Genomic DNA, 12,627 nt, shown 5'->3' with positions numbered 1-12,627 from the left:
CCGGACGTCACTTGCGGCACTTAGAAAAGAAAATCCGGTTCTACCCCACTGATGAGGGCACTTTCCGTTATTAGGTTCAAATTCCAACCCTTGACCAGCAGTCAGGGAAATCAGATTGTTCTTCTAACGGAGGTGAAGAATGAGTCTTGAACAAACCCTGACTGTGTTGAGAAAACTGAACCCCTTTCTTAAGGAACGTTTTGGGATCGAAAGTCTAGGGGTGTTCGGCTCAGTAGCCCGTAATGAAGCAGGAAAGAACAGTGATGTTGATATTGTAGTCGAAATGCCGCCTGATCTTTACGCAATGGTTCATATTAAGGAGTATCTTGAAGAAGCTCTTAATGCTCCCGTTGACCTGGTGCGTTACAGAACCTCTATGAACGCTTTACTGAAGAAGCGGATTGAGCGGGAGGTGGTGTATGTCTGATTTAGAACTGCTGAAAGACATTTCTGAACAGATTCTGGAGAGTATCAATAAAGTTGAGCGTCGCTTCAGCAGTATTCAGATTCCCGGTGATTTTCTCAAAGATGATGATGGAATTGACAGGCTCGATGGAATCGCCCTCATGCTTATCACCATTGGAGAGAACCTTAAACGCTTTGAGAAATATGGTGGAAGATCCTTGATGAATGAGCATCCCGAAATCGACTGGAAAGGCGCCATCGGAGTAAGGGATTTTCTAAGTCACCACTATTTCGATCTTGATGCTGAGCTTATCTATAACATCTGCGAAGATCATATAAGCGATTTGAGAAGCGCAATCAAAGGCATTCTGGTAAGACTGAGAGAGAAACTAAATAATTGATCAAGCCCCGAGTATTCTGTGACTTTCATCCGGTACGCTTTTGAGATTGTTTCAATCTTATTCATTTCCAGATCATCTTGCAGTGTATGTAAATCCTCCATTATGCTGTTTCGGGATAATTGCCGGAATGGTTTGAAATAAAGATTCCTTTTATTTATTATTCAAGAAGACATAATGTCAGCAGCGTTTTTATTATTGAATATCAGGGTTTTGGGTATTGTTATGATCTTGGAAATGGAAACATGATATAGCAATCAATTTGAGCCGACTATACATGTTACCTGGTCTAAGGAGATGCAGCGGTCATTCGAAGCTTCATGAAAACAATCGCGTCAGCACTGGAATATGGAGGTCATCAGTGAAAAGAAACTTCATGACATTATCAGGTTTGCTTGCAACCACTTTGGGAGCCTTTGTTTTAGTGCCGGGTGCAGTAGCGTCCGATGCTGGTATGGAACTGGTGACTGCGTGGCAGTCTCCTCCTGAAGATTTACTTGATGTGCTGTATGCAGCACAGCTTCCCTGGGTGTGGACCGCTCCAACAGGGGAGTACCTGCTTCTGGCAGATCCTGCGCTTTATCCCTCTCTGGCTGAGCTTGCTGCTCCTATGTATAAGTTGGCCGGAATAAGGGTCAACCCTGCGCTGAACTGCGTACATGGTCGTCACGGGGGTACTTCTCCGCGCCTGGTGCAGGTTGATGGTGGTGCTGTTACTCCACTGGACTTACCGGATGGTGCCGAGGTATACGGCGTAGTATTTACTGTTGACGGTAACCATTTTGCCCTTACTGTGGGGCACTCCGACCACCTTGGGCTGTGGGTTGGTTCGGTGGGGGGAAAGCTGGCTGAAATAGAGGGTGTGGCTCTTAATCCACTTCTTGGCAATGCTGTTCAGTGGCTGCCTGATCAGGAACGTCTGCTGGTGCTCCGTATCCCTGAGCGGGGGGCAGAACCCTCGCCACCGGCGATTCCGGTAGGGCCGAAGGTGGCAGAAGGGATAGGTGCTGCGGCACGATCCACATACGAGGCGCGTAACCTGCTTCAAACCGTATACGATGATGTTTTGTTCGATTACTACTGCAAGTCTGAGCTTGTAATTGTTGATCCGCTCAATGGTAGTGTTAGCGTTATTGGCGACGGGGCACACTACTGCAATGCCGAGTTCTCCCCGGATGGCGAGTACATTCTTGTGGAGTACATCGTTGGCCCGTGGTCTCACGAGGTAGCCTGGTGGCGATTTGCTTCAGAGATTGAGGTGTGGAGCACAGAGGGCGAGCTTGTGGCTAATATTGCCTCACTTCCTCTGGCCGATGCCGTTCCCGCTCACGGTGTGAATGTTGGACCGCGCTCTGTTTCATGGCGTGCCACTTCCCCGCATGAACTTTACTGGGTAGAGGCTCTGGACGCTGGCGATCCTGTTGCTGAAGTACCTCACCGCGATCGGCTCATGCGACTCTGTGCACCCTATAACGGTCAGGCTGAAGAGGTTTTTCGTGCTGAGCACCGTCTCCTGCCCTGGCAGATGGCCTGGGGTGAACAGGGTGGAACACTCATGCTCTGTGAATATGAACGCATGCGTCGCTGGTTTTACGTCTGGCTCCTCGATGTAGAGGATGGTTCAGCACGCTTATGGTACGACCGTGATGTTGGAGACCGGTACGGTGATCCCGGTAATCCGGTTTTCCGCAGGTTGGCAAATGGCCAGAGGGTGATGCGCCAGGCTGGTGACGCTGTTTACTTCAGCGGCACAGGTGCTACTGATCAGGGCGACAGGCCCTTCCTTGATCTGAGAAATCTGGAAACCGGTGAAACCGAGCGTCTGTTCCGCTGCGATCCCGATCGATACGAGTACTTCCAGGGATTTGCCGGGTCTGAGAACCGCTTTGTATTGCGCTCCGAATCCAGCGTGGATGTGCCCAACTATTACCTGGCTACGCTGGGTGAAGAGATTGAAGCTTCCGGGGGGGAGGCTGCAAGAGTACTTTCCATGGAACCGATTACCCGGTTCGAGGATCCAACACCACAGCTGCGGGAGATCGAGCAGCGTATCGTTCACTTCGAGCGCGAGGACGGTGTGCCACTGAGCTTCCACCTGTATCTACCTCCAGGTTACGAGGAGGGCACACCACTGCCCACGGTGGTAGATGCTTACCCGCTTGAGTACTCCGGTGCAACCACGGCCGGGCAGGTGAGAGGTTCAACCCAACGCTTCATGCGTATCTACGGTGCCTCACACCTTTACTTCCTGCTGCGGGGCTATGCAGTGCTGAACCAGACTGCCATGCCTATGCTGGGTGATCCGGAAACCACATACGACACATTCGTGCCCCAGCTGGTGGCCGACGCCGAGGCTGCAGTGGCCAAAGCTGTTGAAATGGGAGTTGCTGATCCGGAGAGGATTGGTATCATGGGCCACAGCCACGGTGCGCTGATGGTTGCCAATCTACTGGCACACACTGATCTGTTTCGGGCAGGTATAGCACGCAGCGGCTCTTACAACAAAACCAACCAGCCCTTCGGCTTCCAGGCCGAGCGCCGTTCCCTCTACGAGGCAAGGGATGCATATATCCAGCTCTCGCCAACATTTTTTGCTGATCAGATCAACGAACCTATCCTGATAATCCATGGTGATGACGACTCTAACCCGGGGACTCTTACATTCCAGTCCGAAGTCTTTTTTGAAGCGGTACGCGGGTCAGGCGGCACAGCCCGACTGGTGCTGCTGCCATTCGAAGACCACAGCTACCGGGCTCAGGAGAGCCTGGAACACGTGTTGTGGGAACAGCTCAGGTGGTTTGACGAGTATGTGAAGGGGGATGATGAAGACTTGATTTTTTGAACAAGGAAGACTGTTGGAGGATGCTGTGGGCTTCTATGAGAAACTGGGGTTCTCAGTATTTGGTGAACCTTTATTCTTGCATGGGTGGTAAGCACTCTCTTCTACCAGATAGGAACATTTACTAATAACCAGGCCGGTTCGTGCAAAGGATGTTCCTGCTCCAGCAGAGAGGATATGCTCTCATTCGAGATAGCGGGCTGATTCTAAAATACCATATCTGGTTAATCATCAATTCTACCTGTTGATGATGAATCTCTCAGTCATTGATAGCCCGCCAGAACTGAATTTTACGATATATACCCCAGGTGGAACCTTTGTTCTGTTCTCTCCACGACAATCCCAATCTATGGATGTTACTCGTGAGGATACATCCAGTCTGTACACCAGGTGGCCGGTAAGAGAATAGATATTAACAGTTCCATCAACTCCTGTTACAGGAAGCCTGATCTCACAGGAATTAAAAACCGGATTGGGGAAAACAGAGAGGTTTCCAAGTAAGCTCTGACCTCCCGTTTCACCTTCTTCGATGCCCAGCATATCAAGAACGAAACTGACTTCAACCCTTTCCTCCGAACCCACTGAAACATCAGTTACTGTTTCTGGCAGGAATCCTTCAGCTATCACCTGGACGTCGTATGTTCCGGGAAGCAACGTTTTGTGATAGTCGCCGAGTGTTACATCTGTTCTGCAGAATCTCAGCGGGGTCGAATCGTAGAGGTCGGTTGTACCTATGACGATTTGTGCATCGAGAGGGGCTCCAAGGTTGTTGGTCACAGTACCCCAGATACCGTATGTGCTGTTAGTGAAAAAGCTGAGAATCGCCATGTAGTGAGCGTTGGATAATGCCGGCCAATCCGGATACTGATGGAGTTCATAAACCTCTATGGTATGATCGATGGTTCCGCACTCTCCATAGCTCCAATCGTTCACATCACCGTTAGTCGGGTACCAGCTGGAGCCGGGAATGTAGACAAGATAGCCTCCACTGCCAAAGAATGCGATAATCCCGGGACTGTTTGCGTAGTCATCACCCTGAACGTACATAAGGCTTACATCCTCAGGTAAAGGATTCTGAGTGTAGTTCCATGGTGAGTTAAAACAGTTCCCACCGGTGTGTAGCGAGAGTCCTGCTGTGAACGGATTAATAAAGTTCTCTATCTCCGGCCAGCTCTGCATGGTGATATCTCGAAGGGCTGCTGTCTCAGGTTCAGAAAAAGGATATGGTCCGTGAGTAGACCAGGGAACCCACATATAGCTAAGATTCCTGTTCAGATCGACGCCGTTAGCGTTGTACCTGTTGTCAGCGACATAACCATCAGGATTGAGCACGGGAACTATCCATGTCTCGGTATTATTAACGATATACTCGCACATCGGGCTTGTTAAATACTCATCCGTCAGTACTTCGAGATAGTGGAGAGTTGTAGTAGAGGCTGCCGGTTCGTTACCGTGAATTCCTCCATGTATCCGAAGTTCAGGTTCAATCTCCTCGGTTGCAGGATTGTCAGAGACAACAACGGCTCTGATCGGTCTTCCCTGTACGCTAGTTCCGATTGTTACTCCCCGGCATATATCAGGGTGTGCGGTAAGGACAGAGTCAATCGAATCATATATCTCCGTGAGAGTTGGATATGGGATCAGCGGCTCGTCCACTTCGGTTCTCAGTGGGATATAACCCAGGGATCTGAGCAGTTCTTCCTGCTCAGCATTGACATAGAACATAGCCTTGTCGTCATGAGCCCACTCAACGGTAAGCCCCTGTTTGTCGAGAGTCTGAGCAGCGTTCAGAGTAATATTTTTAATATACACTGAATAGTACTGGACATCATAGCTGAAATCACCGGTTGCGGCTGTTTCGCTCGCCAGAACAGCAAAAACGAGCAGAATAGTGATCAGGAATCGCTGTCTGGTCATACTACCACTACCTTTCATAGTACAATGGATCAATGCTTTCATGCTTTTAGGATTTCATTGTGATTAGCATGTTTCATAAAACTGATATAAGTCAAGTTCTTTCAAACGAACTTGTTCAGATAGAGTATGGTCCCGGCAAAAGCCTCCATCCCCATATGTACTCCAGTACTGTCCAGAATAGAAGAAGAGAAGCAAGAGACAGAGCCATCTTCCGGCTTGTTCCCTTGGTTTTTCCGGTGAGAAACACTGCCAGTATCCCAAGGATAAGCGCGGCGCCTGCCGACACATATGTACTCCAGTGGGTTCTTGAAAGATGCTCATACTGATAGATCATCCACATATGCAGCCCCCATATACCGGCAAAATGCCCGAAAGCGAAACCGTATGACTTTCGTATGCCGCTCTGAAGGAGTATTACAGCAAGCATGGAAACCAGTACAAGCAGTATGGGCAGATAGCTTGAATCAGCAATTATCAGGTGGCTTCTCACTTCAAGGAATTCGCCAATGAATCCCCAGAGGAACAGTCCTGATACTATCCCAAACATGTTTCGAGTAAAAGCGCTGAATTTCCTTAATCCCGAAAGAACAAGAGTACCGGGAGCCATAACTGCAAACACGATTCCCACGGCAGAATAAAATTCGAATGATATCCTGGAGGAAAACACCAGAAGCATATAAGTTGCTCCGAACGCAGCTAATGTAATCAGGAATGTTTTCAAATATATTCTTTTCATCAACTTTTCCTTTCCATTTACCTTCATAACACCTCAGTTGATTAATCCGGTGTATAACAGGCGAAGGGCTTGTACTCTCAGTAAACCCCGGGGATTATTCTTTTACTTCTCGTTATGTAATCCTCATACTGCTGACCGAATTCCTCAATCATCATCTTTTCCTCTTCAGGTATTCTAATAATATATAGTATTGTCCAGGCTAAAACTCCAACTATTCCAACGATCCAGTTTGATAATACTAACCATTGGCATATTACCCAGATCCATATTTGAGTATACATGGGATGCCTGATGTATTTGTAAGGACCATCTGTAATCAGCTTATGATTTCTTCTGATTTCCAATATCGGAGACCAGTTCCTGCCCAGCGTTTTATGAACCCGCCAGAATAAAACCAGCCCGAATCCGAAACCTGTTAATCCAATCCATCGAACCGGATCAGGTAAATCCATATTGAAAGAGTCAAGCCACGGTGTAAATATACATATCATTGGCATCAACATCATCCCAATACCGGCAATGAAAACCAGAAATTTTTCTCTTTTTGTGTTGTTTGATTTTACTTTTTTTGTTTTTTTGTATCTTAAGTTGTGTGGCATTCTGACTAATCCGTTGCCCAGCCATAGAATCATGAATATGATTTTAAATATCATTTCTTAAATCCACCTCCCCGGATTCTTCACCGGAATACTATCCCGCGGATCATCAGAATACTGCTTTTATCGAACCCCATGTATCCTGCTCAAGTGCCTCGGGGAATTCAAGCCTGAGATACGGACTGTTGGCTGAGGTTTCCCGCGAGTGGAACTTGGTCCATGGATATACACCTGACACCTGCAGGACAATACCGTGGTTCTCTATTGCCCCGTCAAGCCATGCTTGAGCCAGATATGTGACATCGACTCCAACCCATCCAAGAGTGGAATAATGATATGACTGCCAGGATGTTGAGCCGTGCTGCACATGGGCTCCGCTCCAGCTCTCATCCCATGTTTCTGTCACATGATAGAATTCCGTGTACGTTCCTGCACCGGAAGGACACTGGAAGAAAATATTTATATAGAGTGTCGCACTCGTCACCGTCGCTCCCATGTGCTCCGAGAGGTCCCACAGCATCATAGCTCTTTCGTCGGGATGCCCGCTGGCGGGTTTGTTCGCAATCTGCAGGGTGTTCATACTTCCGTAACATCCACCGGAAGGGAGCGTGTAGGTATCCGCAACGGGCAACAGGTCGAACGTATCACTCAGACCGGCTCCGATAATCAAAAGAACAATTGTTATGTATTTCATTTCAGATCCTTTCAGTAGGCCAGGCCAAGCCTTGCTGTCAATACAGAAGCGTCTTCATTCAATCCTTCCGGAGTGGTTGCCGGAACACGGTAATCCAGGGTTATGTAGGTGTCCGGACTGCCTATGCAGGTTTTCACTCCACCTGTGATCCATGAGAATTCGTAATCACCTGAATCGTCATTACTCCAGCGATCCCAGCTCTGGTAACTGAGATACGGTGTAATTGAAGGAATCTCCTCCAATTCGGTGTTGAAGCTGTAACCGGCCTGGGCAAACAGGCATATGTTCTCCACGTTTTCGCCTGTATCGGAGCAGCCCGCAGGACGCATTCCAGGCAGTATGCCTTTTACCTGTATCATCTCAGTTCTAACCGCTATCCCGTCTGCTTCATAGTCGAGACCGAAGCCATACCTTGACGCATCCTCGTATCCTTCATTTTCCGGGTTCATCTCCATGGCAAGATCGTTATAGAATCCACCGATCGTGAGCCCTTCCATCGGAAGCCTGTAAAAGAGCGCGAAGTTGGCGTCATGCTCTTCATTGATGGTTCCGGTATTCCCGTTGGCATATACGATCTGAGCTTCAAGACCTCCGACAGAACCGAGATTCAGGTCAGTTTCCAGAACGGCACCCAGCGGATGACATGATGGTGATATTACTTTCCTGTACATCGGCTTCTCAGCTGTAAGCGTATGACCGCAATCGCAACCGAGTTCGAAACCTCTCCGAACGTGGAACATTCCCATTCCCAGAACGAATCTCTTATCTTCAAGTGGTGAAACACGTATTCCTGCTTCCATCAGAGCCATGGTCATTCCGCTTCCCAGACAGCTGGCAAGACCGAATGTTGCTTCATACTCGATCAATTCACCTGCTGCGCCTTTGATTTCAATTGTGGCTTTCCGCACACTGAAACGATTCGAGGCAGCCACGAACACTCCAGATTGATTGTAGCTGGAATCCTGAGACATGCTCAGATAATCAATCAGGATATGGCCGCCGATCTCGGGCATCTCCAGTTCCAGAGCCGTTGAAGAAACAGAAATGCATAGTATTGCTGCAACAAACAATTGTTTCATCATTTTTCCTTTCATGGTTGTACGAATTTAGATTCTTCTCAAATATTTAGATTAGTCTAATATTAGGAGCAAACCCTGTCAACTCCTTACTTCCTCAGGAAAATGAGTACTTAAACAGGATTTATAATGTGAATGAAGTTACAAATTATTCAGGATATCGCTGAAAACACCTTCTGCAATCATCTCTGCGATTTTCTCTATATCATCTACGAACTGTCTATCCTCTTTGAGCGGTTTGACAGCATCTCTTACTGCTTTGTAAACCTTGTATGTTCCCTTCCCATGTTTTCCTCTCCGGATGAACTCTGCTGCCTGTGCGGCACATACAAGTTCTGTTGCCAGAACATGGGTCGAGTTTCTGACAACTTCCATTGCCTGTCGTGCCGATGTCGTTCCCATTGAGACATGATCCTCCTGGGAACCACTTACCGGTATACTGTCAGCACTGGCAGGATGCACCAGAACCTTATTTTCGCTGACCAGTGAGGCAGCCGTATACTGGGCAATCATATACCCTGAGTTAGTTCCTGGATCCGGTGTCAGAAACGCAGGTAATCCGCTGAGATCCGGATTCAGCAATCGCTCGATCCTTCTTTCGGATATGTCCGCCAGTTCAGACACCACAAGAGCCAGATGATCTGCTACAAAGGCTACCGGCTGACCATGGAAATTGCCTCCGCTGACAAAAGATCCATCCTTCATCAATAACGGATTATCAGTCACAGATGAAAGTTCAACTGAAATAACCGACTCTATATACCGAAGAGCATCCCTTGTCGCTCCATGTACCTGCGGTACGCATCTGAGCGAGTAGGCATCCTGTACTTTATCACAGGCATTGTGTGAAATCAGTATTTCACTGCCCTCCATTAATGCAAGAAGATTATTCGCGGTTTCAACAGCGCCTTTGTGAGGCCGAAGACCGATGAGTTCCCCGCTGAAAGGTAATACTGTTCCGAGCAGCACTTCAAGTGACATCGCCGCGGCAGCGTCCGCGGCATCAGCAAGGCGCTTAGCTTCCAGAAGGGCAATAGATGCTACCGCAGTCATAGTCTGGGTTCCGTTAATAAGAGCAAGCCCCTCTTTGGGACCAAGCGTGACGGGCGAAAGGCCGATGTGTTGAAGCGCCTCTGAACCTGATATTAGTTCTCCTCTGTCAATACATTTACCCTCCCCTATCAGGGGAAGGCATAAATGAGCAAGAGGGGCAAGATCTCCAGAAGCACCCAGAGAGCCTTTTGCTGGAACCGCAGGATAAATATTACTGTTCATTATAGCTATCATTTGATCAAGTGTCTCTTCGCGAATACCTGATCTTCCTCTGGCAAGTGACGACACTCTGAGAAACATCATTACTCTTGTCACTGGTTCTGAATAGAGTGTACCGGTTCCACATGCATGGCTCAGAAGCAGATTCCTCTGCAGGAGATCAAGGTCATCCTTGCCGACAACAGATCCGGATAACCTTCCAAATCCTGTATTGACTCCATAAACAGGCATTCCACTGCTAACGGTTTTCATCGTGTGCTTTCTCGCTGCTGCGACAGCCAGTCGAGCATCCTTGGACAATACTGCTTTTGCTCCGGCCGCGATTCCGCGAACCTGATCCAGTGTAGCACCCTCAGTTCCAATACTTATGACATAATCAACCATATCAACTCCATCGTATTTCCTTTTTCCGATTCACTGTGCAGAATATTCCACTGAATATTGAATATACAGTTTGCATTCCATTTGGGGCATAAGTGAAAAGTATATGTGTCATTCTGACTCATGAGTACAACCATAAGCAGTATCAGGTATGGCTGATGGATGTAATGTACCATATATCTTCTTGCGTACACGTTCTTTATGCTTCCGTTAACCATGCAATATTATAATTGGCATCTACCTTGCTTTCAAGTCTACTGCGATAAATCAGAACTTATTAACTTGCCAAAATCAATTGGAAAAGAAGGGAGAACAAACAATGGGAAATGGTAAAATTCAACCGCTCTTTGATCGAGTGCTTATCAAGCGGGAAGAACCCAGAGAAGTTGTTAAAAGCGGGATTGTCATTCCTGATACCGCAAAGGAAAAACCTCTTGAAGGTATTGTCGAAGCAATAGGACAGGGCAAAAGGAATCCCGAGGGTGAAGGGTTTATCACTCCAGTGGTTAAAAAGGGAGATCATGTTCTTATCGGGAAGTATTCCGGTACAGAAGTGAAATTTTTGGATGATGAATACGTAATAGTACGCGAAGATGATATTCTCGCGATACTGGATAACTGATAAGGAGGTATTAAGGTATGCCAGCGAAAGAACTCAAATTTGATCAGGCCGCAAGGCACGCCATACTTGCTGGGGTAGAAAAGCTTTCAAGAGCTGTAAAGGTTACCCTGGGTCCCAAGGGCAGAAATGTTGTTCTTGAGAAAAAGTGGGGCAGTCCTACAATAACAAAAGACGGTGTTACGGTTGCGAAGGAAATCGAGCTTCCTGACAAATTCGAAAACATCGGCGCTCAGCTCATTCGGGAAGTAGCCAGTAAAACAAGCGACGTTGCCGGTGACGGCACCACGACTGCTACTCTCCTTGCAGAAGCCATTTATCGCGAGGGTCTCAAGAATGTCACAGCAGGTGCGAACCCGATGGCGCTCAAGCGCGGCATCGACGTTGCCGTAAAAGCGGTTGTGAAAGAACTGAAAACCCTATCGCGCGAAGTTTCCGGCAAAGAAGATATCAAGCAGGTTGCTTCAATCTCCGCGAACAACGATAGTGAGATCGGTGATATCATCGCAGAAGCAATGGACAAGGCTGGAAAAGACGGAACTATTTCCGTTGAGGAAGCCAAATCCATGGATACAACACTCGATGTCGTAGAGGGAATGCAGTTCGACAGAGGATATCTTTCCCCATATTTCGTGACAGACGCTGAAAATATGGATGTTGTTCTTGACAAGCCGTACATTCTCATACACGAGAAGAAGATTTCCAGCATGAAAGATCTTCTTCCCATTCTTGAAAAGATAGCACAGCTGAGCAAACCGCTTCTTATCATCGCTGAAGATGTTGAAGGTGAAGCTCTTGCAACACTGGTTGTCAATAAAATGCGCGGTATGCTTCAGGTTGCCGCAGTAAAAGCTCCAGGATATGGCGACAGGCGTAAGGCCATGCTCGGTGATATAGCTGTTCTCACCGGCGGCCAGGCCATCACCGAGGACCTCGGCATCAAGCTCGAAAACATCACCGTTGATGATCTTGGAACTGCAGCAAGTATCCGCATCGACAAGGATAACACTGTTATTATTGATGGTGGCGGTAAAACCGAGGACATACAGGGCAGAATCGCACAGATCAGAAAACAGATAGAGGATACAACCTCTGATTACGATAAAGAGAAGCTTCAGGAACGCCTGGCCAAGCTTGCAGGCGGAGTTGCTCTTATTAAAGTAGGAGCATCAACCGAGACCGAGATGAAGGAAAAGAAGGCCAGGGTGGAGGACGCGCTTCACGCAACACGTGCAGCCGTTGAAGAAGGGCTTGTAGCAGGTGGAGGCACTGCCCTTCTCAGATGTGAAAAAATCCTTGACAAGCTTGACCTTCTGGATGACGAGCTGATTGGCGCGGATATTATACGCAAATCTCTCTCTGAACCTCTCAGACAGCTTTCTATAAACGCCGGACTTGAGGGCGCTATCGTTGTGGAAAAAGTCAGAGGACTCCCCAAGGACAGCGGAATAAACATTCAGACAAACGAGTTCGGAGACATGTTCAAGTTTGGCGTGGTAGATCCTACCATGGTCACACGCGCGGCTCTCCAGAACGCGGCAAGCATCTCCGGACTGCTTGTTACCACAGAATGCATCATAACCGAGATCCCGGAACCGGAAAAAGCTGCCCCGGATATGGGCGGCATGGGCGGTGGCGGTATGGGCGGTATGTACTAGAAGTACAGAACCTGCACCTGATATCAGAAAGCCCCG

At 48.0% G+C, this 12,627-nt stretch carries 11 protein-coding genes; 5 read left to right on the top strand and 6 right to left on the bottom strand.

Features of this window, described 5'->3' with window-relative positions; translation table 11 throughout:
• Positions 1-139: 139 nt before the first annotated feature.
• The 3 genes from K8R76_04325 to K8R76_04315 all read left to right on the top strand — a co-directional run bounded on the left by K8R76_04325 (position 140) and on the right by K8R76_04315 (position 3,645).
• Positions 140-427 carry a nucleotidyltransferase family protein gene (locus K8R76_04325; GenBank protein ID MCD4847398.1) on the top strand — a complete coding sequence of 96 codons (288 nt, stop codon included), beginning with the start codon at positions 140-142 and terminating at the stop codon, positions 425-427.
• A complete protein-coding gene (locus K8R76_04320) occupies positions 420-806 on the top strand; it encodes a DUF86 domain-containing protein (protein ID MCD4847397.1) in 387 nt (128 codons plus the stop codon). Before K8R76_04325 ends, K8R76_04320 begins: the two co-directional genes overlap by 8 nt.
• A 358-nt stretch (positions 807-1,164) precedes the next feature.
• Positions 1,165-3,645: a prolyl oligopeptidase family serine peptidase gene (locus K8R76_04315; GenBank protein MCD4847396.1), complete on the top strand. Its 2,481-nt coding sequence runs from the start codon at positions 1,165-1,167 to the stop codon at positions 3,643-3,645.
• A 234-nt stretch (positions 3,646-3,879) separates the two neighbouring features.
• Here K8R76_04315 and K8R76_04310 read toward each other — a convergent pair whose 3' ends face one another.
• The 6 genes from K8R76_04310 to hutH all read right to left on the bottom strand — a co-directional run bounded on the left by K8R76_04310 (position 3,880) and on the right by hutH (position 10,317).
• Positions 3,880-5,559, bottom strand: a complete 1,680-nt coding sequence (locus K8R76_04310; protein MCD4847395.1) for a T9SS type A sorting domain-containing protein — start codon at positions 5,557-5,559, stop codon at positions 3,880-3,882.
• A 115-nt stretch (positions 5,560-5,674) separates the two neighbouring features.
• On the bottom strand, positions 5,675-6,295 hold the full coding sequence (locus K8R76_04305; protein MCD4847394.1) for a hypothetical protein: 621 nt from the start codon (positions 6,293-6,295) through the stop codon (positions 5,675-5,677).
• A gap of 77 nt (positions 6,296-6,372) precedes the next feature.
• Positions 6,373-6,948, bottom strand: coding sequence for an isoprenylcysteine carboxylmethyltransferase family protein (locus K8R76_04300; GenBank protein ID MCD4847393.1), 576 nt, complete (start codon positions 6,946-6,948; stop codon positions 6,373-6,375).
• A gap of 52 nt (positions 6,949-7,000) precedes the next feature.
• On the bottom strand, positions 7,001-7,585 hold the full coding sequence (locus tag K8R76_04295; GenBank protein MCD4847392.1) for a DNRLRE domain-containing protein: 585 nt from the start codon (positions 7,583-7,585) through the stop codon (positions 7,001-7,003).
• 11 nt (positions 7,586-7,596) lie between these two features.
• Positions 7,597-8,667 carry a hypothetical protein gene (locus K8R76_04290; protein ID MCD4847391.1) on the bottom strand — a complete coding sequence of 357 codons (1,071 nt, stop codon included), beginning with the start codon at positions 8,665-8,667 and terminating at the stop codon, positions 7,597-7,599.
• A 135-nt stretch (positions 8,668-8,802) separates the two neighbouring features.
• The gene (gene hutH / locus K8R76_04285) at positions 8,803-10,317 is read right to left on the bottom strand and encodes a histidine ammonia-lyase (protein MCD4847390.1); all 1,515 of its coding nucleotides are present in this window, start codon (positions 10,315-10,317) and stop codon (positions 8,803-8,805) included.
• 316 nt (positions 10,318-10,633) lie between these two features.
• On the opposite strand from hutH, the gene K8R76_04280 reads away from it, so the two are divergent.
• Positions 10,634-10,936 carry a co-chaperone GroES gene (locus K8R76_04280; protein MCD4847389.1) on the top strand — a complete coding sequence of 101 codons (303 nt, stop codon included), beginning with the start codon at positions 10,634-10,636 and terminating at the stop codon, positions 10,934-10,936.
• A 17-nt stretch (positions 10,937-10,953) separates the two neighbouring features.
• Positions 10,954-12,591, top strand: coding sequence for a chaperonin GroEL (gene groL / locus K8R76_04275; GenBank protein ID MCD4847388.1), 1,638 nt, complete (start codon positions 10,954-10,956; stop codon positions 12,589-12,591).
• Positions 12,592-12,627: the final 36 nt, after the last annotated feature.

Origin of the sequence: Candidatus Aegiribacteria sp. (assembly GCA_021108435.1) — a bacterium.
In the GTDB taxonomy this organism is placed as follows: Bacteria; Fermentibacterota; Fermentibacteria; order Fermentibacterales; family JCC-6; genus Aegiribacteria.
This window is presented reverse-complemented; position numbering and strand designations above follow the sequence as displayed.

Coding starts and splice junctions, on each gene's coding strand:
- K8R76_04325 (MCD4847398.1), top strand. CDS start 140: ATGAGTCTTGAACAAACCCTGACTGTGTTGAGAAAACTGAACCCCTTT.
- K8R76_04320 (MCD4847397.1), top strand. CDS start 420: ATGTCTGATTTAGAACTGCTGAAAGACATTTCTGAACAGATTCTGGAG.
- K8R76_04310 (MCD4847395.1), bottom strand. CDS start 5,559: ATGACCAGACAGCGATTCCTGATCACTATTCTGCTCGTTTTTGCTGTT.
- K8R76_04305 (MCD4847394.1), bottom strand. CDS start 6,295: ATGAAAAGAATATATTTGAAAACATTCCTGATTACATTAGCTGCGTTC.
- K8R76_04300 (MCD4847393.1), bottom strand. CDS start 6,948: ATGATATTTAAAATCATATTCATGATTCTATGGCTGGGCAACGGATTA.
- K8R76_04295 (MCD4847392.1), bottom strand. CDS start 7,585: ATGAAATACATAACAATTGTTCTTTTGATTATCGGAGCCGGTCTGAGT.
- K8R76_04290 (MCD4847391.1), bottom strand. CDS start 8,667: ATGATGAAACAATTGTTTGTTGCAGCAATACTATGCATTTCTGTTTCT.
- hutH (MCD4847390.1), bottom strand. CDS start 10,317: ATGGTTGATTATGTCATAAGTATTGGAACTGAGGGTGCTACACTGGAT.
- K8R76_04280 (MCD4847389.1), top strand. CDS start 10,634: ATGGGAAATGGTAAAATTCAACCGCTCTTTGATCGAGTGCTTATCAAG.
- groL (MCD4847388.1), top strand. CDS start 10,954: ATGCCAGCGAAAGAACTCAAATTTGATCAGGCCGCAAGGCACGCCATA.